Source organism: Streptomyces sp. NPDC086787, assembly GCF_044745865.1.
In the GTDB taxonomy this organism is placed as follows: Bacteria; Actinomycetota; Actinomycetes; order Streptomycetales; family Streptomycetaceae; genus Streptomyces.
This window is the reverse complement of record NZ_JBIVBC010000021.1, coordinates 60,110-81,268: the sequence shown is the minus strand read 5'-3', so window position 1 is coordinate 81,268 and position 21,159 is coordinate 60,110. Positions and strand designations below refer to the sequence as shown.

At 67.1% G+C, this 21,159-nt stretch carries 34 protein-coding genes; 1 reads left to right on the top strand and 33 read right to left on the bottom strand.

Translation table 11 applies throughout. From position 1 onward, the window contains the following. Positions 1-172: 172 nt before the first annotated feature. From glmM to rplM, 3 genes are all read right to left on the bottom strand, one after another. Entirely contained in the window at positions 173-1,531 is a 1,359-nt protein-coding gene (gene glmM, locus ACIPK3_RS31500; RefSeq protein WP_402575199.1) for a phosphoglucosamine mutase, read from the bottom strand. Positions 1,532-1,720: 189 nt separating this feature from the next. Further along, positions 1,721-2,233, bottom strand: a complete 513-nt coding sequence (gene rpsI, locus ACIPK3_RS31495) for a 30S ribosomal protein S9 (protein WP_402575197.1) — start codon at positions 2,231-2,233, stop codon at positions 1,721-1,723. Between the two features lie 42 nt (positions 2,234-2,275). Then, the gene (rplM, locus tag ACIPK3_RS31490; protein ID WP_402575195.1) at positions 2,276-2,719 is read right to left on the bottom strand and encodes a 50S ribosomal protein L13; all 444 of its coding nucleotides are present in this window, start codon (positions 2,717-2,719) and stop codon (positions 2,276-2,278) included. A 306-nt stretch (positions 2,720-3,025) separates the two neighbouring features. Between rplM and ACIPK3_RS31485 the strand changes: the two genes are divergently transcribed. Further along, complete coding sequence (locus ACIPK3_RS31485; RefSeq protein ID WP_402575193.1) at positions 3,026-3,907, top strand: hypothetical protein; 882 nt, start codon at positions 3,026-3,028, stop codon at positions 3,905-3,907. 19 nt (positions 3,908-3,926) lie between these two features. Here ACIPK3_RS31485 and ACIPK3_RS31480 read toward each other — a convergent pair whose 3' ends face one another. From ACIPK3_RS31480 to rplD, 30 genes are all read right to left on the bottom strand, one after another. Next, positions 3,927-4,676, bottom strand: coding sequence for a polyprenol monophosphomannose synthase (locus tag ACIPK3_RS31480; protein WP_402575192.1), 750 nt, complete (start codon positions 4,674-4,676; stop codon positions 3,927-3,929). A gap of 37 nt (positions 4,677-4,713) precedes the next feature. Further along, positions 4,714-5,577: a tRNA pseudouridine(38-40) synthase TruA gene (truA, locus tag ACIPK3_RS31475; protein ID WP_402575190.1), complete on the bottom strand. Its 864-nt coding sequence runs from the start codon at positions 5,575-5,577 to the stop codon at positions 4,714-4,716. A gap of 88 nt (positions 5,578-5,665) precedes the next feature. Beyond that, the gene (rplQ, locus tag ACIPK3_RS31470; RefSeq protein WP_402575188.1) at positions 5,666-6,166 is read right to left on the bottom strand and encodes a 50S ribosomal protein L17; all 501 of its coding nucleotides are present in this window, start codon (positions 6,164-6,166) and stop codon (positions 5,666-5,668) included. A gap of 122 nt (positions 6,167-6,288) precedes the next feature. Beyond that, positions 6,289-7,311: a DNA-directed RNA polymerase subunit alpha gene (locus ACIPK3_RS31465; protein ID WP_053661878.1), complete on the bottom strand. Its 1,023-nt coding sequence runs from the start codon at positions 7,309-7,311 to the stop codon at positions 6,289-6,291. A 152-nt stretch (positions 7,312-7,463) separates the two neighbouring features. Next, positions 7,464-7,868 carry a 30S ribosomal protein S11 gene (gene rpsK, locus ACIPK3_RS31460; protein WP_003956432.1) on the bottom strand — a complete coding sequence of 135 codons (405 nt, stop codon included), beginning with the start codon at positions 7,866-7,868 and terminating at the stop codon, positions 7,464-7,466. Positions 7,869-7,933: 65 nt separating this feature from the next. Beyond that, the gene (rpsM, locus tag ACIPK3_RS31455) at positions 7,934-8,314 is read right to left on the bottom strand and encodes a 30S ribosomal protein S13 (RefSeq protein ID WP_018543922.1); all 381 of its coding nucleotides are present in this window, start codon (positions 8,312-8,314) and stop codon (positions 7,934-7,936) included. Between the two features lie 193 nt (positions 8,315-8,507). Then, entirely contained in the window at positions 8,508-8,621 is a 114-nt protein-coding gene (gene rpmJ, locus ACIPK3_RS31450; RefSeq protein ID WP_003998809.1) for a 50S ribosomal protein L36, read from the bottom strand. A 59-nt stretch (positions 8,622-8,680) separates the two neighbouring features. Beyond that, positions 8,681-8,902, bottom strand: coding sequence for a translation initiation factor IF-1 (infA, locus tag ACIPK3_RS31445; RefSeq protein ID WP_003948620.1), 222 nt, complete (start codon positions 8,900-8,902; stop codon positions 8,681-8,683). A gap of 291 nt (positions 8,903-9,193) precedes the next feature. Continuing rightward, the gene (map, locus tag ACIPK3_RS31440; RefSeq protein ID WP_402575187.1) at positions 9,194-10,030 is read right to left on the bottom strand and encodes a type I methionyl aminopeptidase; all 837 of its coding nucleotides are present in this window, start codon (positions 10,028-10,030) and stop codon (positions 9,194-9,196) included. A gap of 100 nt (positions 10,031-10,130) precedes the next feature. Then, the gene (locus ACIPK3_RS31435; RefSeq protein ID WP_402575186.1) at positions 10,131-10,796 is read right to left on the bottom strand and encodes an adenylate kinase; all 666 of its coding nucleotides are present in this window, start codon (positions 10,794-10,796) and stop codon (positions 10,131-10,133) included. Next, positions 10,796-12,112, bottom strand: a complete 1,317-nt coding sequence (secY, locus tag ACIPK3_RS31430) for a preprotein translocase subunit SecY (RefSeq protein ID WP_402575184.1) — start codon at positions 12,110-12,112, stop codon at positions 10,796-10,798. The genes ACIPK3_RS31435 and secY overlap by 1 nt, the downstream gene beginning before the upstream one ends. 264 nt (positions 12,113-12,376) lie before the next feature. Then, positions 12,377-12,832 carry a 50S ribosomal protein L15 gene (gene rplO, locus ACIPK3_RS31425; protein ID WP_023547373.1) on the bottom strand — a complete coding sequence of 152 codons (456 nt, stop codon included), beginning with the start codon at positions 12,830-12,832 and terminating at the stop codon, positions 12,377-12,379. Between the two features lie 2 nt (positions 12,833-12,834). Beyond that, positions 12,835-13,017, bottom strand: a complete 183-nt coding sequence (gene rpmD, locus ACIPK3_RS31420) for a 50S ribosomal protein L30 (protein WP_003974250.1) — start codon at positions 13,015-13,017, stop codon at positions 12,835-12,837. Further along, on the bottom strand, positions 13,017-13,622 hold the full coding sequence (gene rpsE, locus ACIPK3_RS31415) for a 30S ribosomal protein S5 (protein WP_132857213.1): 606 nt from the start codon (positions 13,620-13,622) through the stop codon (positions 13,017-13,019). The genes rpmD and rpsE overlap by 1 nt, the downstream gene beginning before the upstream one ends. A gap of 39 nt (positions 13,623-13,661) precedes the next feature. Then, positions 13,662-14,045, bottom strand: a complete 384-nt coding sequence (gene rplR, locus ACIPK3_RS31410) for a 50S ribosomal protein L18 (RefSeq protein ID WP_402575182.1) — start codon at positions 14,043-14,045, stop codon at positions 13,662-13,664. A 3-nt stretch (positions 14,046-14,048) separates the two neighbouring features. Next, entirely contained in the window at positions 14,049-14,588 is a 540-nt protein-coding gene (gene rplF / locus ACIPK3_RS31405; protein ID WP_402575180.1) for a 50S ribosomal protein L6, read from the bottom strand. Between the two features lie 24 nt (positions 14,589-14,612). Beyond that, entirely contained in the window at positions 14,613-15,011 is a 399-nt protein-coding gene (rpsH, locus tag ACIPK3_RS31400; RefSeq protein ID WP_030420829.1) for a 30S ribosomal protein S8, read from the bottom strand. A gap of 212 nt (positions 15,012-15,223) precedes the next feature. Beyond that, complete coding sequence (locus tag ACIPK3_RS31395; RefSeq protein WP_003948630.1) at positions 15,224-15,409, bottom strand: type Z 30S ribosomal protein S14; 186 nt, start codon at positions 15,407-15,409, stop codon at positions 15,224-15,226. 5 nt (positions 15,410-15,414) lie between these two features. Further along, entirely contained in the window at positions 15,415-15,972 is a 558-nt protein-coding gene (gene rplE / locus ACIPK3_RS31390; RefSeq protein WP_402575178.1) for a 50S ribosomal protein L5, read from the bottom strand. After that, the gene (gene rplX, locus ACIPK3_RS31385; RefSeq protein WP_402575176.1) at positions 15,972-16,295 is read right to left on the bottom strand and encodes a 50S ribosomal protein L24; all 324 of its coding nucleotides are present in this window, start codon (positions 16,293-16,295) and stop codon (positions 15,972-15,974) included. The genes rplE and rplX overlap by 1 nt, the downstream gene beginning before the upstream one ends. A gap of 2 nt (positions 16,296-16,297) precedes the next feature. Then, the gene (rplN, locus tag ACIPK3_RS31380) at positions 16,298-16,666 is read right to left on the bottom strand and encodes a 50S ribosomal protein L14 (RefSeq protein WP_087927567.1); all 369 of its coding nucleotides are present in this window, start codon (positions 16,664-16,666) and stop codon (positions 16,298-16,300) included. A gap of 100 nt (positions 16,667-16,766) precedes the next feature. Next, complete coding sequence (gene rpsQ / locus ACIPK3_RS31375; protein ID WP_402575174.1) at positions 16,767-17,048, bottom strand: 30S ribosomal protein S17; 282 nt, start codon at positions 17,046-17,048, stop codon at positions 16,767-16,769. Continuing rightward, on the bottom strand, positions 17,048-17,272 hold the full coding sequence (rpmC, locus tag ACIPK3_RS31370) for a 50S ribosomal protein L29 (protein ID WP_055632347.1): 225 nt from the start codon (positions 17,270-17,272) through the stop codon (positions 17,048-17,050). Before rpmC ends, rpsQ begins: the two co-directional genes overlap by 1 nt. Continuing rightward, complete coding sequence (gene rplP / locus ACIPK3_RS31365; RefSeq protein WP_004927269.1) at positions 17,272-17,691, bottom strand: 50S ribosomal protein L16; 420 nt, start codon at positions 17,689-17,691, stop codon at positions 17,272-17,274. The genes rpmC and rplP overlap by 1 nt, the downstream gene beginning before the upstream one ends. 5 nt (positions 17,692-17,696) lie before the next feature. After that, positions 17,697-18,521, bottom strand: a complete 825-nt coding sequence (gene rpsC, locus ACIPK3_RS31360; protein ID WP_402575172.1) for a 30S ribosomal protein S3 — start codon at positions 18,519-18,521, stop codon at positions 17,697-17,699. Next, positions 18,521-18,868, bottom strand: coding sequence for a 50S ribosomal protein L22 (gene rplV, locus ACIPK3_RS31355; RefSeq protein ID WP_026252021.1), 348 nt, complete (start codon positions 18,866-18,868; stop codon positions 18,521-18,523). The genes rpsC and rplV overlap by 1 nt, the downstream gene beginning before the upstream one ends. Before the next feature lie 43 nt (positions 18,869-18,911). Further along, the gene (rpsS, locus tag ACIPK3_RS31350; protein ID WP_003992359.1) at positions 18,912-19,193 is read right to left on the bottom strand and encodes a 30S ribosomal protein S19; all 282 of its coding nucleotides are present in this window, start codon (positions 19,191-19,193) and stop codon (positions 18,912-18,914) included. A gap of 12 nt (positions 19,194-19,205) precedes the next feature. Next, positions 19,206-20,042: a 50S ribosomal protein L2 gene (rplB, locus tag ACIPK3_RS31345; protein WP_018543909.1), complete on the bottom strand. Its 837-nt coding sequence runs from the start codon at positions 20,040-20,042 to the stop codon at positions 19,206-19,208. 38 nt (positions 20,043-20,080) lie between these two features. After that, positions 20,081-20,500 (bottom strand): 50S ribosomal protein L23, encoded by a 420-nt coding sequence (gene rplW / locus ACIPK3_RS31340; RefSeq protein ID WP_402575169.1) that lies wholly within the window; start codon positions 20,498-20,500, stop codon positions 20,081-20,083. After that, on the bottom strand, positions 20,500-21,156 hold the full coding sequence (rplD, locus tag ACIPK3_RS31335; protein WP_402575168.1) for a 50S ribosomal protein L4: 657 nt from the start codon (positions 21,154-21,156) through the stop codon (positions 20,500-20,502). The genes rplW and rplD overlap by 1 nt, the downstream gene beginning before the upstream one ends. Between the last annotated feature and the right edge of the window lie 3 nt (positions 21,157-21,159).

Genomic DNA, 21,159 nt, shown 5'->3' with positions numbered 1-21,159 from the left:
CTTCACACCTACAACTACCATCGCTGCCACACCGCACTCGGAGGCCAACCACCCATCAGCCGTGTCAACAACCCTGCGGGTCAATACACCTAGGGCGTGTCTGACAATTCCCGCCTGCCTCACGGGGGCTGGCACGCCCTTCGGGCGGACGACGGGAATTGTCAGACACGCCCTAGCCGAGCGCCGACTTCACCGCGTCGGCCAGGCGCCCGGCCACCGAGCGGGCCTGCTCGATGTCGGCGGCCTCGACCATCACCCGCACCAGCGGCTCCGTGCCCGAGGGGCGCAGCAGCACCCGCCCGGTCTCGCCGAGCTCGTGCTCCGCCTCGGAGACGGCCGCGGCCAGGTCGGCGGACGTCTTCACCCGGGACTTGTCCACGTCCGGAACGTTGATCAGCACCTGCGGCAGCCGCTCCATGACGCCCGCGAGGTCCCGGAGCGTACGGCCGGTCTGCGCGACCCGGGCCGCCAGCAGCAGGCCGGTGAGCGTACCGTCGCCGGTGGTGGCGTGGTCCAGGATGATGACGTGCCCGGACTGCTCGCCGCCCAGGGCGAAGTCGTGCTCCTTCATCTCCTCCAGAACGTAGCGGTCGCCGACGGCGGTCTGCACGAGGTGGATGCCCTCGCGCTCCATGGCCAGCTTGAAGCCCAGATTCGACATCACGGTCGCGACGACGGTGTCGGAGCGCAGTGCGGAACGCTCCCGCATCGCCAGCGCGATCACGGCGAGGATCTGGTCCCCGTCCACCTCGGCGCCGGTGTGGTCCACGGCCAGGCAGCGGTCGGCGTCGCCGTCGTGGGCGATGCCCAGGTCGGCGCCGTGCTCGACCACGGCGGCCCTGATCTTGTCCAGGTGGGTGGAGCCGTAGCCGGCGTTGATGTTGAGGCCGTCGGGCTCGGCACCGATGGTGACGACCTCGGCCCCGGCCCGGGAGAAGGCGGCGGGCGAGACACCGGAGGCGGCGCCGTGCGCCTCGTCGAGAACGATCTTCAGACCGTCGAGCCGGTTCGGGAGCACACCGAGGAGGTGGCCCACGTACTGCTCGAAACCCTCGTCGTAGGACCGTACGCGGCCGACGCCCGCCCCGGTCGGGCGCTCCCAGGGCTCGCCGTGGCGGTGGGACTCGTAGACGGCCTCGATCCTGTCCTCCAGCTCGTCGGCGAGCTTGTGGCCGCCGCGGGCGAAGAACTTGATCCCGTTGTCGGGCATGGCGTTGTGACTCGCCGAGAGCATCACACCGAGGTCGGCACCGAGCACACCGGTGAGGTACGCCACCGCGGGCGTCGGCAGCACACCGACGCACAGCACGTCCACGCCCGCGCTCGCCAGGCCGGCGACCATGGCGGCTTCCAGGAACTCCCCGGACGCGCGCGGATCCCGTCCGACCACGGCCGTCGGCCGGTGGCCCTCGAAGGTGCCCGCCTCGGCCAGTACGTGGGCCGCCGCGACGGACAGCCCGAGCGCCATCTCGGCCGTCAGGTCCGCGTTGGCGACACCGCGCACGCCGTCGGTGCCGAAGAGTCGTCCCACTTGTCCTCCTGAGAAAACGTCAGTTCCGGAGCCCGGCTCCGTATCTCAGGCATTCCATGCCTGAACATCCGATCACACAACCCTTTTGGTGTCTTATGTCATTAGACCCAATGATGTGTGATAAACGAACGCCCCGGCGGCACTGTGGCGTGCCGCCGGGGCGTTCGGAGTACGAGCAGGCAGCGAAGATTAGCGCTTGCTGTACTGCGGGGCCTTACGGGCCTTCTTGAGACCGGCCTTCTTGCGCTCGACCGCACGGTCGTCGCGCTTGAGGAAGCCGGCCTTCTTGAGCGCGCCGCGGTTGTTGTCGACGTCGGCCTCGTTCAGCGCACGGGCGACACCGAGACGGAGCGCACCGGCCTGACCGGAGACACCGCCACCGGAGATGCGGGCGACGACGTCGTAGCGACCGTCGAGCTCCAGAACCTTGAACGGCTCGTTGACTTCCTGCTGGTGCACCTTGTTGGGGAAGTAGTCCTCAAGGGTGCGACCGTTGATCTTCCACTTGCCGGTGCCCGGGACGATCCGGACGCGGGCGATGGCGTTCTTGCGACGGCCCAGGCCGGCGGCCGGCTGGGGCTCACCGAAGCGCGAGGCGAGGGACTCGGAGGTGTACTCACCCTCCACGACGACCTCGGACTCGGTGGTGTAGCTGTCGATGTCAAGCTCTTCGAGCGGCTGCTCGGCAGTGGTCTCGGCCACGATGCTCCTCAGATTCTCTTCAGTCTTAGGGGGTGGCCGGAACTACTGCGCGACCTGGGTGATCTCGAACGGCACCGGCTGCTGGGCAGCGTGCGGGTGCTGGTCGCCCGAGTAGACCTTCAGCTTGGAGAGCATCTGACGGCCCAGGGTGTTCTTGGGGAGCATGCCCTTGACGGCCTTCTCGATGGCCTTCTCGGGGTTCTTGGCGAGCAGCTCGTCGTAGCGGACGGAGCGCAGACCACCCGGGTAGCCGGAGTGGCGGTACGCCATCTTCTGGGTCCGCTTGTTGCCGGACAGGTGCACCTTGTCGGCGTTGATGATGACGACGAAGTCACCGGTGTCGACGTGAGGGGCGTAGATCGGCTTGTGCTTGCCCCGGAGGAGGCTCGCTGCGGTGGTGGCGAGACGGCCCAGGACGATGTCCTGAGCGTCAATGACGTGCCACTGGCGCGTCACATCGCCGGGCTTGGGGCTGTACGTACGCACGGTTCGTAGCCTTCGCTTCTTCAGTGAATGGTCCTGACAAGGTCACCGAAGACGATCACGACAGCCCTGACCGCACTGCGGTGACGCATACCGCGTGCTGGTCGCTGGTCATCGGCCCGGCGGACCGGTGTAAGGGCCCGTCCCGTGAGAAGAGCAAGCCAATACACAACGAAGAAGCAGAATACCCGCGGCGCCGTGGTCGGGTCAAAACGGCGGGTCGTTGATGGTGACCGATGGCGATACGTCCGTTATCACACCACGTGCAGACGCACCAGCACCTTGCGGGCCGCGTCTAAGATGCGCCCCATGAACTATGGGCAGGGGGGACCCCAGTCCCAGTGGGATCCCTGGAAACCGCAGTCTCAGCAGTCCTGGAGCAGCGGCAGCGACCAGACACCGGACTGGGCCGCGCTCGCGGAGGCCTCGGAGTCGCGGCACAGGCGGCGCAAGCTGCTGTACATCGGAGGCGGAGCCCTCGCGACCGTGGCGGTCGGCACGGCCGTCGCCATGGCCGTGGTCTCGGCCGACGGCGACAACAAGGCCTCGAACCAGCCGACCAACCTGCCCGCGAGCGCCTCCATCCCGGGCGACTCCTCGAACCCGGCGCCGTCCTTCGCGCCCACCAGCGCCCCGCCGCCGCTGGACCCGAAGGACTTCATATCCAGCGCCAAGAAGGACACGGCACCGCTCGGAGCCGAGACCCTCTTCCCCGGCACCCGGCTGACCGTGGGCACGACGGTCTACCAGAAGGGCCCCACGGCCGACACCAAGAAGTGCGCCACGGCCGCACAGGGCACCCTCGCCAAGGCACTCGACGCCAACGGCTGCACCCGCCTCCTGCGCGTCACCTACACCAAGGACGGGGTCGCGGTGACCGTCGGCGTGGCCGTCTTCGACACCGAGGCCCAGGCCGGCAAGGCCAAGAGCCAGGCCGACAAGGGCAGCATCGTGAAGTCGCTCCCCGGCAAGGGCGTCAAGTCCTTCTGCGACGGAGCGGTCTGCCGCTCCACGACCAACGCCTACGGCCGCTACGCCTACTTCACCATCGCCGGCTTCACCAACGGCAAGGACGTGACGACCAAGGACACCAAGGTCTTCTCCACCGGGGACGACCTCGCCTCGTTCACGTTCCGGCAGATCCACCGGCGCGGCGAGGCCCAGGCCTCCGCCGCCGCGACCAACGGATAGCCGCGGGCCGCCCCGCGGACTACTCGCCCCGCAGACGCAGCCGGATCGGCACGATCGCCGACTCCAGCTGTGTCCGCAGGGTCATCTTCGAGACACCCTCCGTCCGCTCCACGAAGCGGATCGGGATCTCGGCGGCCCGGTGTCCGGCCCGCACCGCCTTGTACTTGAGCTCCACCTGGAAGCTGTAGCCCGCGCTGTCCAGGGTCGCCAGGTCCACGTCCCGCAGGGTCCGCGCCGACCACAGGTTGAAGCCCGCCGTGATGTCCCGGATCCGGGTGCCGAGCACGGCCCGCGCGTAGGCGTTGGCGAACCGCGACAGCAGTACCCGGTGCGCCCCCCAGTCCTCGTCCAGCGAGCCGCCCGCCACATAGCGGCTGCCGACGACCAGGCCCGCCCCGGACTTCGCCGCCTCGGCCAGCATCCGCGGGACCGCCTCCACCGGGTGGCTGCCGTCGGCGTCCATCTGCACGACGTACTCGGCGCCCTCCTCCAGCGCGGCGCTCATACCCGCCGCGTAGGCCCGCCCCAGCCCGTCCTTCGCGGTCCGGTGCAGCACGCTCATCCGCTGCCGGCCGTCGGTGTTGTACTTCTCGGCCAGTTCCTCGGCGATCCGCCCGGTACCGTCCGGGCTGGAGTCGTCGACGATCTTCAGACACAGGCCGGCCAACGGCAGCCCGAGCACCTTCTCGGCCATCCGCGGCAGGTTCGCCGCCTCGTTGTACGTCGGCATCACCACGGTGACCCGGGCGTCGCGCCAGGACTCGTCCATCACTCAATCCTCCCGTCGGCCGGTCACCGGCCGGTGGTCAACAGCCGGCGCAGCCCCGCGCGCCCGGCAGCGTCCGCTTGTTCCGCGCCTCCCGGTTCCGCGCGGCCAGCAGCTCGTCGGCCGGGTACCCGACCTCCTCCAGGGTCAGCCCGTGCGGTCGGACGACGTGCACGGCCGAGTCCCGCACCCCCGCCGCCAGCACCTTCCCCGGCCAGTCGGGCGTCCGGTGACCGTCCCCCACGAACAGCAGCGCGCCGATCAGCGAGCGCACCATGTTGTGGCAGAACGCGTCGGCCCTGACCGTCGCGGTGATGATCCCGTCCGCGTCCCGTACGAGGCTCAGCTCCTGAAGCGTGCGGATCGTGGTCGCGCCCTCGCGCTTCTTGCAGTACGCCGCGAAGTCGTGCTCCCCGAGCAGCCCCCGGGCCGCCTCGTTCATCGCGCCGACGTCCAGCGCCCAGTCGTGCCACAGGACATGCCCGCGCAGCAGTGGGTCGACACCCCCCGGGTTGTCGGTGACCCGGTAGGCATAGCGCCGCCAGACGGCCGAGAAACGGGCGTCGAAGCCGCTCGGCGCCTCCCTGAGCGCCCACACCCTGACGTCCCTCGACAGCCGCCCGGCCAGCCGCTTGAGCAGCTTCCCGCCGTGCTCCGCCCACACCTCCCGGGGCAGATCGACATGGGCGACCTGGCCACGGGCGTGCACACCGGCGTCGGTGCGCCCGGCGACCGTCAGCTCGTACGACTCCTTCGACCGCGTCACCGTACGCAGGGCGTCCTCGATCTCCCCCTGCACGGTCCGCCGGCCACCGGCCTGCTTCGCCCAGCCGGAGAACCCGGTCCCGTCGTAGGAAAGGTCTAGGCGGACACGGACGTGCCCGGGCTGTACTTGGTCACTCACCCCTGGATCCTCTCAGGTGTACAAAACGCGGAACGGGCCCGCCCTCAGGGGCGGACCCGTTCACTACGAGGCGGAAACCTCAGGAGCCTCAGGCGTCCTTGGACTCGTCGGCCGGAGCCGCGTCCTCGACGACCTCGTCGGCCTTGGTGTCCTCGACCTTGGCCGTCTCGGACTCCTTGACCGCGCGCTTCGTCGCGGCCTCGGCCTCGCCGGTCGCCTGCTGCGCCACCGTCAGCGCCTCGACCAGCTCGATGACGGCCATGGGCGCGTTGTCGCCACGGCGGTTACCGATCTTGGTGATGCGGGTGTAGCCACCCGGACGGTTCTCGTAGCGCGGGCCGATCTCGGTGAAGAGCGTGTGGACGATGCTCTTGTCCGTGATCACCTGGAGCACCTGACGGCGGTTGTGAAGGTCGCCCTTCTTCGCCTTGGTGACCAGACGCTCGGCGTACGGGCGCAGGCGGCGGGCCTTCGCCTCGGTGGTGGTGATGCGGCCGTGCTCGAACAGCGACTTCGCGAGGTTCGCGAGGAGCAGCTTCTCGTGCGCGGCGCTGCCGCCCAGACGGGCACCCTTGGTGGGCTTCGGCATGGTTCTCTCCTGTGTGTCTGCCCCGGCCGTACCAGGTACCGGGGTCAGTATCCGAGCGGGCGGTCGCCCGTCGGAGATCCGGGGCCCTTGCGGGCCCCGGAGGTGAAACCGTCAGTACCGGATCAGTACTGCTCGGTCTCCACGAAACCCGCGTCCGCGTCGTCGTCGGCGCCGAAGGCGTCGGCGGCGGCGGTCGGGTCGAATCCGGGCGGGCTGTCCTTGAGGGCCAGGCCCATGCCGGCCAGCTTCGCCTTGACCTCGTCGATGGACTTCGCACCGAAGTTGCGGATGTCCAGCAGGTCGGCCTCGGAGCGGGCGACGAGCTCACCCACGGAGTGGATGCCCTCGCGCTTGAGGCAGTTGTAGGAGCGGACCGTGAGCTCCAGCTCCTCGATCGGCAGCGCGAGATCGGCGGCCAGGGCGGCGTCCGTCGGGGACGGGCCCATGTCGATGCCCTCGGCGTCGATGTTCAGCTCGCGGGCGAGACCGAACAGCTCGACCAGGGTCTTACCGGCCGACGCCATGGCGTCACGCGGACGCATGGCCTGCTTCGTCTCGACGTCGACGATCAGCTTGTCGAAGTCGGTCCGCTGCTCGACACGCGTGGCCTCGACCTTGTACGTGACCTTCAGCACGGGGCTGTAGATGGAGTCGACCGGGATACGGCCGATCTCCTGGCCCACCTGCTTGTTCTGCACGGCGGAGACATAGCCGCGACCGCGCTCGACGGTCAGCTCCATCTCCAGCTTGCCCTTGCCGTTGAGCGTGGCGAGGACCAGGTCGGGGTTGTGCACCTCGACACCGGCCGGGGGCGCGATGTCGGCGGCGGTGACCAGACCCGGGCCCTGCTTGCGCAGGTACATCACGACCGGCTCGTCGTGCTCCGAGGAGACGACCAGCTGCTTGATGTTGAGGATCAGGTCGGTGACGTCCTCCTTGACGCCCGGCACGGTGGTGAACTCGTGCAGGACGCCGTCGACGCGGATGCTGGTGACAGCGGCACCCGGGATCGACGACAGGAGGGTACGGCGGAGGGAGTTGCCGAGGGTGTAGCCGAAGCCCGGCTCCAGCGGCTCGATCACGAACCGGGAGCGGAACTCGTCGACGACCTCTTCGGTCAACGAGGGACGCTGAGCGATCAGCATGTGTGGATCAGATCCTTCTTTCGTGGACGCCCGCTATTTGACGTCCGACAAAACCGCACCCGAGGGAATGCGGGTACTGCAAGGGTACGGGCGGCACGGCCCCTTTTACGGTGCCGTACCGCCCGAAAGCCCAAAAGGCCCGAAAGCGAGCGTCAGACGCGACGGCGCTTCGGCGGGCGGCAACCGTTGTGCGGGGTCGGGGTGACGTCCTGGATGGAGCCGACCTCGAGGCCCGTGGCCTGGAGCGAGCGGATCGCGGTCTCACGGCCGGAACCCGGGCCCTTGACGAACACGTCGACCTTGCGCATGCCGTGCTCCTGGGCGCGGCGGGCAGCCGACTCGGCGGCCATCTGCGCGGCGAACGGCGTGGACTTCCGGGAGCCCTTGAAGCCGACGTGGCCGGCGGAGGCCCAGGAGATCACGTTGCCCGACGGGTCCGTGATCGACACGATCGTGTTGTTGAACGTGCTCTTGATGTGCGCGTGGCCGTGAGCGACGTTCTTCTTTTCCTTGCGGCGCACCTTCTTGGCAGCGCCCTGACGTCCCTTGGGGGGCATCCTTTATCTCCTACGGGAGGTGGTCGGTCCTACAGCGAAGACCGTGGACAGGTTTCCGCTGCGGACTACTTCTTGCCCGGCTTCTTCTTGCCGGCGATGGCGCGACGCGGGCCCTTGCGGGTGCGGGCGTTGGTGCTGGTGCGCTGACCGCGGACGGGCAGACCGCGACGGTGACGGAGACCCTGGTAGCAACCGATCTCGACCTTGCGGCGGATGTCGGCCTGGATCTCGCGACGGAGGTCACCCTCGGTCTTGATGTTGCTGTCGACGTACTCGCGGATCGCGACGAGCTGCTCCTCGGAGAGGTCGCGAACGCGGGTGTTCGGGTCGACGCCGGTCGCTGCCAGCGTCTCCTGCGAAAGGGTCCGGCCGATGCCGAACACGTAGGTGAGGGCGACCTCCACGCGCTTTTCGCGCGGGATGTCAACACCGGAAACGCGTGCCATTCAATGGCTCCAGTTGATTGTCGGAGGTCTTCCGCAGAACCGGATCCCAGCCGCCGTACCAGGTACGAACTGGGTCCCCGGCCTCCGAGCCGGGGGTGTCGGGCGGACAGTTCGTCCGTCCCGGGTCCTGCGTATGAACAAATTCAGCTCGCGTCGCGCGAATCTCTGCGAGGTGCAGAGGGTTGGTCGTGCGTCAGCCCTGGCGCTGCTTGTGGCGCGGGTTCTCGCAAATGACCATGACCCGACCGTGACGGCGGATCACCCTGCACTTGTCGCAGATCTTCTTGACGCTCGGCTTGACCTTCATGGGATTGAGGTTCTCCGGGTCAGTGCCATCACTCCGCCGGGACGGAGTGCGGGCAAGATCTACTTGTAGCGGTAGACGATCCGGCCACGCGTGAGGTCGTACGGAGAAAGCTCCACCACGACCCGGTCGTCAGGGAGGATGCGGATGTAGTGCATACGCATCTTGCCGCTGATGTGTGCCAGGACCTGGTGGCCGTTCTGGAGCTCGACCTTGAACATGGCGTTCGGAAGAGACTCGACGACAGTGCCCTCGATCTCGATGGCACCTTGCTTCTTGGCCACGCTTCGCCCTTCGAATCGACTACCTTGATCGACTCCCTTGCGTTCCCTTTCGGGCGCATGAAGACATGCGGGTGCACGAGAGCCGACGAGTCAGTCTACGTCAGGGCATCCGGAAAGACGAATCGAGAAATCCTGCCCCGCGCGGAAGATCATTACGCCGACGGGTCCGGCGCCGCCGTGATGCCGGCCGGATCCTCCACGCCCCTCTCGCGGGCTCGGTGCCGAGGGCACCTCACGGGCTTCGAGGGGCTGCGCCGGCCTCCGACCGACGGACGTGGCCAGGGCCGCCGGTCAGCCCAGCGGGTCCGGCGCCGCCGTGATGCCGTACTCGGCGAGCTTCGCCCTGCCGCAGTCGGGGGCGGTCAGGACCAGGGGGCCCTGCGCGGTGAGGGCCACGGAGTGCTCCCAGTGGGAGGACCAGGTGCCGTCGGTGGTGATGACCGTCCAGTCGTCCTCGAGGACCTCGGTCTTCGGGGTGCCCAGGGAGACCATCGGCTCGATGGCGAGGCAGAAGCCGGGGACCAGCTTGGGGCCCTTGCCGCGACGGCGGTCGACGTAGTTCAGCAGATGCGGGTCCATGTGCATCTCGGTGCCGATGCCGTGGCCGCCGTAGTCCTCGATGATCCCGTAGCGGCCGCCGCCCTGCTTGGGCTGGCGGCGGATGTACGTCTCGACGGCGCGGGAGATGTCCACGAGCCGGTTGCCCAGCTTCATCGCCGCGATGCCGGCCCACATGGACTCTTCGGTGACCCGGGACAGTTCGACCAGTTCCGGGGCGTGGCCGGAGCCGACGAACGCGGTGTACGCCGCGTCGCCGTGCCAGCCGTCGACGATCGCGCCGCAGTCGATGGAGATGATGTCGCCGTCCTTGAGGACCACGTCCTCGGACGGGATGCCGTGCACCACGACGTCGTTCACGGAGGTGCAGATGGTCGCGGGGAAGCCGCCGTAGCCGAGGAAGTTCGACTTGGCTCCGTGCTCCGCGAGCACCTTGCGGGCGACCTCGTCCAGGTCCTTGGTGCTGGCGCCGGGAACCGCGGCCTCCCGGGTGGCCGCGTGGATCGCGGCGACCACCAGCCCCGCCGCACGCATCTTCGCGATCTGCTCGGGGCTCTTGATCTGCACCATGGGGGGCCTGCGCTCTCCGTCACTCACGTCAACCGGTCAGTACACACAACAGTACGGCCGCGGCGCCCTGGCAGGCACCGCGGCCGGAACAGCACAGGAACTACTTCGGGGCGTCCGCCTCACGCTTGAGCGCACCCAGCGCCCGCTGCGTGATCTCGTCCACCGGACCGAGGGAGGAGATCGTCACGACCAGGCCCTGGGTCTTGTAGTAGTCGATGATCGGCTCGGTCTGCGTGTGGTAGACCTCCAGCCGCTTGCGGACGGTCTCCTCGGAGTCGTCGTCACGCTGGTAGAGCTCACCGCCGCAGACGTCACAGACACCGTCCTGCTTCGGCGCGCTGTACGTCACGTGGAAGACGTGGCTGGAGTCCTTGCGGCAGATGCGGCGGCCGGCGATGCGCTTGACCACCTCTTCCTCGGGGACCTCCAGGTCGAGCACGGCATCGAGGTTGATGCTCTCGGACCTGAGCAGTTCGTCCAGTGCCTCGGCCTGCGAGACGTTCCGCGGGAAGCCGTCCAGGAGGAAGCCACCCTCGGCGTCCGGCTGCTCCATGCGGTCCTTGGCCATGGCGATGGTGACCTCGTCGGGGACGAGGTTGCCGGCGTCCATGTAGGACTTCGCGAGCTTGCCGAGTTCCGTCTGCCGGCTGATGTTGGCGCGGAACAGGTCGCCGGTGGAGATGTGCGGGATGTTCAGCTTCTCGGCAAGGCGAACGGCCTGCGTTCCCTTACCAGCGCCCGGCGGCCCGACGAGGACGATACGCATCAGCGGAGGAACCCTTCGTAATTGCGCTGCTGGAGCTGGCTCTCGATCTGCTTCACCGTCTCAAGACCGACACCCACGATGATGAGGATGCTGGTCCCGCCGAACGGGAAGTTCCCGTTTGCCCCGAAGCCGGCCAACGCCACTGTTGGCACGAGAGCGATAAGACCCAGATACAGCGAACCCGGCCAGGTGATCCGGTTGAGTACGTAGCTCAGGTACTCAGCGGTCGGTCGGCCAGCCCGGATGCCCGGGATGAAGCCACCATACTTCTTCATGTTGTCGGCGACTTCCTCGGGGTTGAAAGAGATCGCCACGTAGAAGAACGCGAAGAAAACGATCAGCAGGAAGTACGCGGTGATGTAGACCGGGTGGTCGCCCTTGGTCAGGTTCTGGGTGACCCACTGCTTCCAGCCGGAGTTGGAGCCACCGGCGAACTGGGCGATCAGCGCGGGGATGTAGAGCAGCGACGACGCGAAGATGACCGGGATCACACCGGCCTGGTTGACCTTCAGCGGAATGTACGTGGACGTACCGCCGTAGGACCGCCGGCCGATCATGCGCTTCGCGTACTGGACGGGGATCCGGCGCTGGGCCTGCTCGACGAAGACGACGAGCGCCACCATGACCAGACCGACCAGGATGACCGTGCCGAACTCGATCCAGCCGCCGGCCAGGGTGCCCTGCTTCTTGATGGCCCACAGCGCGGACGGGAAGGTCGCGGCGATCGAGATGAACATCAGGATCGACATGCCGTTGCCGATGCCGCGGTCGGTGATCAGCTCACCGAGCCACATGACGACGGCCGTACCGGCGGTCATGCAGACGACCATCGTGATGGTGCTGAAGATCGACCGGTCCGGAACGATGGAGCCCGCGACCTGGCAGCCGCTGAACAGCGCGCCACTGCGGGCGGTGGCGACCAGGCCGGTGCCCTGCAGGATGGCGAGCGCCACGGTGAGGTAGCGGGTGTACTGCGTGATCTTCGTGGTGCCGGCCTGGCCCTCCTTCTTGAGGGCTTCAAGACGCGGGATCACGACGGTCAGCAGCTGCAGAATGATGCTGGCCGTGATGTACGGCATGATGCCGAGCGCGAAGATCGTGATCTGGAGCAGCGCGCCGCCGCTGAACATGTTGACCAGACCGAACAGGCCCTGGTTGCCGGAAGCCTCGGTCACACACTCTTGTACGGCGCTGTAGTTCACGCCCGGGATCGGGATGTGCGTACCGACTCGGTACACCACGATGATGCCCAGCGTGAAGAGCAGCTTCTTGCGCAGGTCGGGCGTCCTGAACGCCCGGGCGAACGCGGTGAGCACGGTTCCTCCTGCGACCCCCGCGCGTCGCGCGGTAGGGACTCGTCGTTTAACAGGGGCCCGGTGGGCCGAACGATGTTTTCTACCACCCCGACACCGAACGGCATACCTCGCGCGGGCACAGGTGGACCACATTGACTCTAACAGTGCGCGTGCAACAAGGTGAAGCGTGCTTGTCCGGCGTCGGTGATGATGAGTGACGGTGCGTCTACGGCGAAGGCCGGGCAGTCACCCTCAGGGGGTGACTGCCCGGCCTTCGCGCGGGTGTCAGACGAGCTCGGTGACCGTACCGCCGGCGGCGGTGATCTTCTCCTTGGCGGAGCCGGAGACGGCGTCGACCGTCACCTGCAGCGCCACGGAGATCTCGCCCTGACCGAGCACCTTGACCAGGCTGTTCTTGCGAACGGCGCCCTTGGCCACCAGGCCCTCGACGGTGACCTCTCCACCCTCGGGGTAGAGCGCGGCCAGCTTGTCGAGGTTCACGACCTGGAACTCGGTCTTGAACGGGTTCTTGAAGCCCTTCAGCTTCGGGAGACGCATGTGGAGGGGCATCTGGCCACCCTCGAAGCGCTCCGGAACCTGGTAACGGGCCTTCGTGCCCTTGGTACCACGACCAGCCGTCTTACCCTTCGACGCCTCACCACGACCCACACGGGTCTTGGCGGTCTTGGCGCCCGGGGCGGGACGGAGGTTGTGGATCTTGAGCGGGTTCTGCTCCGCCATGATCAGTCGACCTCCTCGACCGTCACGAGGTGGCGGACGGTGTGCACCATTCCGCGGAACTCGGGGCGGTCCTCCTTGACGACCTGCGTGTTGATGCCCTTGAGACCAAGGGAACGCAGGGTGTCACGGTGGTTCTGCTTGCTGCCGATGTAGGACTTGACCTGCGTGATCTTCAGCTGAGCCATCACGCACCCACTCCGGCACGGGCACGCAGCAGAGCCGCGGGGGCGACGTCCTCCAGGGGCAGACCACGGCGGGCCGCGATCTCCTCGGGACGCTGCAGACCCTTCAGGGCCGCCACGGTCGCGTGCACGATGTTGATCGCGTTGTCGGAGCCGAGCGACTTCGACAGCACGTCGTGGATACCGGCGCACTCGAGCACGGCGCGCACCGGACCACCGGCGATAACACCGGTACCCGGGGACGCGGGCTTGAGCAGCACGACGCCGGCAGCCTTCTCACCCTGGATGGGGTGAGGGATGGTGCCCTGGATGCGGGGGACCTTGAAGAAGTGCTTCTTGGCCTCCTCAACACCCTTGGCGATGGCGGCCGGCACCTCCTTGGCCTTGCCGTATCCGACACCCACGGTGCCGTCACCGTCGCCCACCACGACCAGCGCGGTAAAGCTGAAGCGACGACCACCCTTCACAACCTTGGCGACGCGGTTGATCGCGACAACGCGCTCAACGTACGCGGTCTTCTCGGCGGCAGCAGCGCCGCCGTCACGGCCCTTCCGGTCCCGCCGCTCGCCGCCACCGGCACCGCCACCGCGGCGCTGGGGTCCAGCCATTGGAATTACCTCTCTCTGTTTCCGCTAGCTACGGCAGGCTCAGAACTTGAGCCCGGCTTCGCGGGCGGCGTCCGCCAGGGCGGCAATGCGCCCGGCGTACTGGTTGCCACCACGGTCGAACACCACAGCCTCGACACCGGCGGCCTTGGCGCGCTCGGCGACCAGGGCGCCGACCTGCTTGGCCTGCGAGGACTTGTCGGCCTCGCCACCGCGGACGGATGCGTCCAGGGTGGACGCGGACGCCAGGGTGTGGCCCTTGAGGTCGTCGATCACCTGCGCCACGATGTGGCGGTTGGAGCGGGTCACGACCAGACGGGGGCGCTCCGCCGTACCGGCGATCCGCTTGCGGATCCGGATGTGACGGCGCTTGATCGCGGCGCGCTTGTAGGCGTCGCCCTTGAGGATCTTCTGCCCGTATGCCATGGCTTACTTACCCGCCTTTCCGACCTTGCGGCGGATGACTTCGCCCTCGTACTTGACGCCCTTGGCCTTGTACGGGTCGGGCTTGCGCAGCTTGCGGATGTTGGCCGCAACCTCGCCGACCTTCTGCTTGTCGATGCCCTCGACCTGGAAGCGGGTCGGGGTCTCCACCTTGAAGGTGATTCCCTCGGGCGCCTCGACGACGATCGGGTGGCTGTAGCCGAGCGCGAACTCGAGGTTCGAACCCTTGGCCAACACGCGGTAACCGACACCGCTGATTTCGAGCTTCTTCACGTAACCCTGGGTCACGCCGGTGATCATGTTCGCCACCAGCGTGCGGGACAGGCCGTGCAGGGCCTTGTTCTGACGCTCGTCGTTCGGACGGGTGACGTTCAGCACGCCGTCCTCACCCTTGACGATGTCGATCGGCGCGACGACGGTGTGGGTCAGCGTGCCCTTGGGGCCCTTGACCGAGACCGTACGGCCGTCGATGGTGACGTCCACGCCGGCGGGAACCGTGATGGGGAGCTTGCCAATACGCGACATAGCTGTTTCCTCCGTTCCCTTCCGCTACCAGACGTAGGCGAGGACTTCCCCACCCACGCCCTTCTTGCCGGCCTGCTTGTCGGTGAGGAGCCCGTGCGACGTGGAGATGATCGCCACGCCGAGGCCGCCAAGCACCTTCGGCAGGTTGGTGGACTTCGCGTAAACCCGGAGACCGGGCTTGGAGATCCGCTTGATGCCCGCGATGGAGCGCTCACGGTTCGGACCGAACTTCAGGTCGAGCACGAGGTTCTTGCCGACCTCGGCGTCCTCGACCTTCCAGCCCGTGATGAAGCCCTCCTGCTGGAGGATCTCCGCGATGTGAGACTTGATCTTCGATGCCGGCATCGTCACGGAGTCGTGGTATGCCGAGTTCGCGTTCCGCAGACGCGTAAGCATGTCTGCGATCGGATCAGTCATGGTCATGAATTGGCCTTCGGCCTCTCTCGCCGGGGTTTCCTGGTGCGCCATCCCTCTCCCCGATCCGAGACGGGGCGGGTGCGGTGCGGTGGACCTACGGCGTAGTAAGTCGTACGGGCGCGGCAGGCGCCCAACCCCGCAAGCCTACGGCATGCGGAGAAGGGCCCCTGCCTACCCAGATGCTTACCGAGAGCTTCCGGAATCCCTTATTAGGGGGATTACCAGGAGCTCTTGGTCACGCCCGGCAGCTCGCCACGGTGAGCCATCTCACGAAGGCACACGCGGCACAGGCCGAACTTGCGGTACACGGAATGCGGACGGCCGCAGCGCTGGCAGCGCGTGTAGCCACGCACACCGAACTTGGGCTTGCGAGCAGCCTTAGCGATCAGAGCCTTCTTCGCCATCTCGCTCACGCCTCCTTGAACGGGAAGCCGAGGTGACGAAGGAGCGCGCGGCCCTCAGCGTCGTTGGTCGCCGTGGTGACCACGGTGATGTCCATACCCCGGACACGGTCGATCTTGTCCTGGTCGATCTCGTGGAACATGACCTGCTCCGTGAGACCGAAGGTGTAGTTGCCACGGCCGTCGAACTGCTTGGGGGACAGACCACGGAAGTCGCGGATGCGCGGAAGCGCGAGCGACAGGGTGCGGTCCAGGAACTCCCACATGCGGTCGCCACGGAGCGTGACGTGGGCACCGATCGGCTGGCCCTCGCGCAGCTTGAACTGCGCGATGGACTTGCGAGCCTTGGTGACGGCCGGCTTCTGACCCGTGATGGTGGTCAGGTCGCGGATCGCGCCATCGATCAGCTTCGAGTCACGGGCGGCGTCGCCGACACCCATGTTGACCACGATCTTGACGAGACCGGGAATCTGCATGACGTTCTCGTACTTGAACTCGTCACGCATCTTGCCCGCGATCTCCTCGCGGTACTTCTGCTTCAGACGCGGAGTGGTGGTGGTAGCCATCAGATGTCCTCACCCGTCCGCTTGGCAACGCGGATCTTGTTGCCTTCGTCGTCGAAGCGGTAACCGACACGCGTGACGACCTTCTGGCCGTCCTTCTCAACGACCAGCTGGACGTTGGAGACGTGCACCGGCGCCTCGGTCGTGACGATGCCACCAGCCTGCGAACCGCTGGCGGTCGGACCGGCCTTGGTGTGCTTCTTGACCCGGTTGACACCCTCGACCAGGACACGGTCCTCGCGGGGGTAGGCCGCGATGACCTTGCCCTGCTTGCCCTTGTCCTTACCGGTGATGACCTGGACCAGGTCGCCCTTCTTGACCTTCATGCTTACAGCACCTCCGGCGCGAGCGAGACGATCTTCATGAACTTCTTCTCGCGCAGCTCACGGCCCACCGGGCCGAAGATACGGGTGCCGCGAGGGTCGCCGTCGTTCTTCAGAATGACGGCGGCGTTCTCGTCGAAGCGGATGTACGAGCCGTCCGGACGGCGGCGCTCCTTGACGGTGCGAACGATGACCGCCTTGACGACGTCACCCTTCTTCACGTTGCCACCGGGGATCGCGTCCTTGACGGTGGCGACGATGACGTCACCGATGCCCGCGTAGCGGCGACCGGAGCCACCGAGCACACGGATGCAAAGGATTTCCTTCGCGCCCGTGTTGTCGGCGACGCGCAGTCGCGACTCCTGCTGGATCACGTCTATCTCCTGTTTGTCTGCCGGTTCCCCGGGAGCCGCTCGTCAGAGCGGCTCCCGGAGCCTGGCGGAACTGTCCTGCGAGGGATGCCCCGCAGGAGGTTTACTTGGCCTTTTCGAGGATCTCGATGACGCGCCAGTGCTTGCTGGACGACAGCTTCCGGGTCTCCATCAGGAGGACGCGGTCGCCGATGCCGGCAGCGTTCTGCTCGTCGTGCGCCTTGAGCTTGTTGGTACGGCGGATGACCTTGCCGTACAGCGCGTGCTTCACGCGGTCCTCGACGGCGACGACGACGGTCTTGTCCATCTTGTCGCTGACGACGAGACCCTCACGGGTCTTGCGTGCGTTCCGCTCGTTCTGCTCAGTCACGTTCTTCTCGCTCATCAGGCGTTCTCCACCGTCTCGATGCCCAGCTCACGCTCGCGCATCAGGGTGTAGATCCGCGCGATGTCCTTGCGGACCGCCTTCAGACGGCCGTGGTTCTCGAGCTGACCGGTCGCCGCCTGGAAGCGGAGATTGAACAGCTCTTCCTTGGCCTCGCGGAGCTTACCCAGAAGCTCCTCGTTGCCCAGCTCGCGCAGCTCGGACGCCTTGGTACCGACCGACATCACGCTTCACCTGCCTCGCGCTTGACGATCCGGCACTTCATCGGCAGCTTGTGGGCGGCGCGAGTGAGGGCCTCACGGGCGATCTTCTCGTTCGGGTAGGACAGTTCGAACATCACCCGACCGGGGTGAACGTTCGCGATCCACCACTCCGGCGAACCCTTACCGGAACCCATGCGGGTCTCGGCAGGCTTCTTGGTCAGCGGGCGGTCCGGGTAGATGTTGATCCAGACCTTGCCGCCACGCTTGATGTGGCGGGTCATCGCGATACGGGCCGCCTCGATCTGGCGGTTGGTCACGTACGCCGGCGTGAGGGCCTGAATGCCGTACTCGCCGAACGCGACCGTCGTACCGCCCTTGGCCTGACCACGGCGCTTCGGGTGGTGCTGCTTGCGGTGCTTGACCCTACGGGGGATCAGCATGTCGGTCAGGCCTCCGTTCCGGTGCTCTCAGCCGGAGCGGACGCGGGAGCCTCGGCCTTGGGGGCCTCGGCGCCGGCCTGCTGCGGCTTGCGACCACGCCGCTCGCCACCGCCGCGGCCACCACGGGCCGGGCGGTCGGCGCCGCCACCGCGAGCCGGGCGGTTACCCGCACGGGCGGCAGCGTTCTCGGCGCGGACCTCGGCGATGTTCTTGACGTCGCCCTTGTAGATCCAGACCTTCACACCGATGCGGCCGAAGGTCGTCTTGGCCTCGAAGAAGCCGTAGTCCACGTTCGCGCGGAGCGTGTGCAGGGGCACACGGCCCTCGCGGTAGAACTCCGAGCGGGACATCTCGGCGCCACCGAGGCGGCCGCCGCACTGGATCTTGATGCCCTTGGCGCCGGCCTTCATCGTGGACTGCATGCTCTTACGCATGGCACGACGGAAGGAGACGCGGGAGGAGAGCTGCTCGGCGACGGCCTGGGCCACCAGCTGAGCGTCCGTCTCCGGGTTCTTGACCTCGAGGATGTTCAGCTGGACCTGCTTGCCGGTCAGCTTCTCCAGGTCACCGCGGATGCGGTCGGCCTCGGCGCCGCGGCGGCCGATGACGATGCCCGGGCGAGCGGTGTGGATGTCCACACGCACGCGGTCACGGGTGCGCTCGATCTCAACCTTCGAGATACCGGCGCGCTCCATGCCGGACGTCATCATCCGACGGATGGCGACGTCTTCCTTGACGTAGTCCTTGTACAGCTTGTCGGCGTACCAACGCGACTTGAAGTCGGTCGTGATACCGAGCCGGAACCCATGCGGGTTAACCTTCTGGCCCATTACCGGGTTCCTTCCTTGCTGCTGACGACCACGGTGATGTGGCTGGTCCGCTTGCGGATCCGGTAGGCACGGCCCTGGGCGCGCGGACGGAACCGCTTCAGGGTCGGGCCCTCGTCGACGTACGCCTCGGAAATGACCAGGCTGTCGACATCGGTGTGGTCGTAGTTGTGCGCGGCGTTGGCGATGGCGCTGTCGAGCACCTTGCCGACCGGCACGGAGGCTGCCTGCGGAGCGAATCGCAGAACAGCCTGGGCCTCCGTGGCGTCCATGCCACGGATGAGGTCCACCACGCGGCGGGCCTTCATGGGCGTGACGCGGATGTACCGCGCCTGGGCCCTGGCTTCCATGGTTGTCCCTTCAGTTACTTACGTGTCTGAATGCGATCCGCTACTAGCGGCGCTTCGACTTCCGGTCATCCTTGACGTGGCCCCGGAAGGTGCGGGTCGGCGAGAACTCGCCGAGCTTGTGGCCGACCATCGACTCGGTGACGAACACCGGGATGTGGGTCTTGCCGTTGTGCACCGCGAGCGTGTGGCCGAGCATGGCCGGGACGATCATCGAGCGGCGGGACCAGGTCTTGATGACGTTCTTGGTGCCGGCTTCGTTCTGGGCGTCCACCTTCTTGATGAGGTGGTCGTCGACGAAGGGCCCCTTCTTCAGGCTACGAGGCATCTCAACCCGTCCTTAGCGCTTCTTGTTCGTCTTGCGGCGGCGGACGATGTACTTGTTCGACGCCTTCTTGGGCGAACGAGTACGGCCTTCCTTCTTGCCCCACGGGGACACAGGGTGGCGACCACCGGACGTCCGGCCCTCACCACCACCGTGCGGGTGGTCAACCGGGTTCATCACGACACCACGGACGGTCGGGCGAACGCCCAGCCACCGCTTACGGCCGGCCTTACCCCAGTTGATGTTGCTCTGCTCGGCGTTGCCGACCTCGCCAACAGTGGCGCGGCAGCGGACGTCGACCAGGCGGATCTCACCGGACGGCATGCGCAGGTGGGCGTAGGCGCCCTCCTTCGCGAGCAGCTGCACGGAGGCACCGGCGGAGCGGGCGAACTTGGCACCGCCACCGGGACGGAGCTCGATCGCGTGGATCGTGGTACCGACCGGGATGTTGCGGAGCGCCAGGTTGTTGCCCGGCTTGATGTCGGCCCCGGGACCGTTCTCGACGCGGTCACCCTGCTGCAGGTTGCGCGGGGCGAGGATGTAGCGCTTCTCGCCGTCCGCGTAGTGCAGCAGCGCGATGCGCGCGGTGCGGTTGGGGTCGTACTCGATGTGCGCGACCTTCGCCGGCACGCCGTCCTTGTCGTGACGACGGAAGTCGATCACGCGGTAGGCGCGCTTGTGTCCGCCACCCTGGTGGCGAACGGTCACACGACCGGCGTTGTTACGGCCGCCCTTGCTGTGCAGGGGGCGGACCAGCGACTTCTCCGGCGTGGACCGCGTGACCTCGACGAAGTCGGCGACGCTGGCGCCACGACGGCCCGGCGTAGTCGGCTTGTACTTGCGGATTCCCATTTCTCAGTCCTCGTCCGATATCGGACGATCCGACCCGCTTACGCGGTCGGACCGCCGAAGATGTCGATACGGTCGCCCTCGACGAGGGTCACGATCGCGCGCTTGCTGCCGGCACGCTGACCGAAACCGGTCTTCGTGCGCTTGCGCTTGCCCTGGCGGTTGATCGTGTTGACCCCGGTGACCTTGACGTCGAAGACCGCCTGGACGGCCTGCTTGATCTGGGTCTTGTTGGCGTTCGGGGCGACGATGAACGTGTACTTGTTCTCGTCGAGGAGCGCGTAGCTCTTCTCGGAGACGACCGGCTTCAGCAGAACGTCACGGGGGTCCGTGAACGACTTGCTCAGCGGGGTCTCGACAGTGTTCTTGCCCTCGGTGGCGTGGCGCTTCGCCTTGGCGAGACGCGCGGCCTTGGCGGCCTTGGCGGCCTTCGAGGCAATGCTCGGGTGACGCGTAGCCATCAGGCTTCGCTCCCTTCGGTGTCAACGGCCTTGGGGCCAGACACGAAGGACTCGAAAGCGGCCTGGGTGAAGACCACGTCGTCCGAGACGAGAACGTCGTACGTGTTCAGCTGGCCCGGCTCCAGGATGTGGACCTGGGGCAGGTTGCGGGCGGACAGCCACGCGGCCTCTTCGGCGCGCTCGACGACCAGGAGCAGGTTCTTGCGCTCGCTGATCTTGCCGAACAGGCTCTTGGCGGCCTTGGTGCTGGGGTTCTCGCCCTCGATCACGCCGGAGACGACGTGGATGCGGTTGTGGCGCGCCCGGTCGGTGAGGGCGTGGCGCAGGGCCGCGGCCTTCATCTTCTTCGGGGTGCGCTGCGAGTAGTCACGCGGCTGCGGGCCGTGGACGACGCCACCGCCTGCGAACTGCGGCGCGCGGGTCGAGCCCTGACGGGCGCGGCCGGTGCCCTTCTGGCGGTACGGCTTCTTGCCACCACCACGGACTTCGCCACGGGTCTTGGTCTTGTGCGTGCCCTGACGGGCAGCGGCCAGCTGTGCGACGACGACCTGGTGGATCAGCGGAATGCTGATCTTCTCCACGTCGAAGATCTCCGAGGGGAGCTCGACGGAACCGGCCTTGTCGCCCGCCGGCGAAAGGATGTCAACAGTGCTCATCGG

Excerpts from the sequence above, each read along its gene's own strand:
- rplD (WP_402575168.1), bottom strand. The coding sequence starts at position 21,156 with ATGAGCACTGTTGACATCCTTTCGCCGGCGGGCGACAAGGCCGGTTCC.
- rpsK (WP_003956432.1), bottom strand. The coding sequence starts at position 7,868 with ATGCCCCCCAAGGGACGTCAGGGCGCTGCCAAGAAGGTGCGCCGCAAG.
- ACIPK3_RS31465 (WP_053661878.1), bottom strand. The coding sequence starts at position 7,311 with ATGCTGATCGCTCAGCGTCCCTCGTTGACCGAAGAGGTCGTCGACGAG.
- rplR (WP_402575182.1), bottom strand. The coding sequence starts at position 14,045 with ATGGCATACGGGCAGAAGATCCTCAAGGGCGACGCCTACAAGCGCGCC.
- rplE (WP_402575178.1), bottom strand. The coding sequence starts at position 15,972 with ATGGCTACCACCACCACTCCGCGTCTGAAGCAGAAGTACCGCGAGGAG.
- rpmJ (WP_003998809.1), bottom strand. The coding sequence starts at position 8,621 with ATGAAGGTCAAGCCGAGCGTCAAGAAGATCTGCGACAAGTGCAGGGTG.
- ACIPK3_RS31395 (WP_003948630.1), bottom strand. The coding sequence starts at position 15,409 with ATGGCGAAGAAGGCTCTGATCGCTAAGGCTGCTCGCAAGCCCAAGTTC.
- rpsE (WP_132857213.1), bottom strand. The coding sequence starts at position 13,622 with ATGGCTGGACCCCAGCGCCGCGGTGGCGGTGCCGGTGGCGGCGAGCGG.
- rplP (WP_004927269.1), bottom strand. The coding sequence starts at position 17,691 with ATGCTGATCCCCCGTAGGGTCAAGCACCGCAAGCAGCACCACCCGAAG.
- rpmD (WP_003974250.1), bottom strand. The coding sequence starts at position 13,017 with ATGGCTCAGCTGAAGATCACGCAGGTCAAGTCCTACATCGGCAGCAAG.
- rplX (WP_402575176.1), bottom strand. The coding sequence starts at position 16,295 with ATGAAGGTCAAGAAGGGCGACCTGGTCCAGGTCATCACCGGTAAGGAC.
- rplQ (WP_402575188.1), bottom strand. The coding sequence starts at position 6,166 with ATGCCGAAGCCCACCAAGGGTGCCCGTCTGGGCGGCAGCGCCGCGCAC.
- rpmC (WP_055632347.1), bottom strand. The coding sequence starts at position 17,272 with ATGTCGGTCGGTACCAAGGCGTCCGAGCTGCGCGAGCTGGGCAACGAG.
- rplB (WP_018543909.1), bottom strand. The coding sequence starts at position 20,042 with ATGGGAATCCGCAAGTACAAGCCGACTACGCCGGGCCGTCGTGGCGCC.
- rplO (WP_023547373.1), bottom strand. The coding sequence starts at position 12,832 with ATGGCGGAGCAGAACCCGCTCAAGATCCACAACCTCCGTCCCGCCCCG.
- rpsM (WP_018543922.1), bottom strand. The coding sequence starts at position 8,314 with ATGGCACGCGTTTCCGGTGTTGACATCCCGCGCGAAAAGCGCGTGGAG.
- rplW (WP_402575169.1), bottom strand. The coding sequence starts at position 20,500 with ATGGCTACGCGTCACCCGAGCATTGCCTCGAAGGCCGCCAAGGCCGCC.
- rpsQ (WP_402575174.1), bottom strand. The coding sequence starts at position 17,048 with ATGAGCGAGAAGAACGTGACTGAGCAGAACGAGCGGAACGCACGCAAG.
- rplV (WP_026252021.1), bottom strand. The coding sequence starts at position 18,868 with ATGGAAGCCAGGGCCCAGGCGCGGTACATCCGCGTCACGCCCATGAAG.
- rpsH (WP_030420829.1), bottom strand. The coding sequence starts at position 15,011 with ATGACCATGACTGATCCGATCGCAGACATGCTTACGCGTCTGCGGAAC.
- ACIPK3_RS31480 (WP_402575192.1), bottom strand. The coding sequence starts at position 4,676 with ATGGACGAGTCCTGGCGCGACGCCCGGGTCACCGTGGTGATGCCGACG.
- rpsC (WP_402575172.1), bottom strand. The coding sequence starts at position 18,521 with ATGGGCCAGAAGGTTAACCCGCATGGGTTCCGGCTCGGTATCACGACC.
- map (WP_402575187.1), bottom strand. The coding sequence starts at position 10,030 with ATGGTGCAGATCAAGAGCCCCGAGCAGATCGCGAAGATGCGTGCGGCG.
- ACIPK3_RS31485 (WP_402575193.1), top strand. The coding sequence starts at position 3,026 with ATGAACTATGGGCAGGGGGGACCCCAGTCCCAGTGGGATCCCTGGAAA.
- rplF (WP_402575180.1), bottom strand. The coding sequence starts at position 14,588 with ATGTCGCGTATTGGCAAGCTCCCCATCACGGTTCCCGCCGGCGTGGAC.
- ACIPK3_RS31435 (WP_402575186.1), bottom strand. The coding sequence starts at position 10,796 with ATGCGTATCGTCCTCGTCGGGCCGCCGGGCGCTGGTAAGGGAACGCAG.
- rpsS (WP_003992359.1), bottom strand. The coding sequence starts at position 19,193 with ATGCCTCGTAGCCTGAAGAAGGGGCCCTTCGTCGACGACCACCTCATC.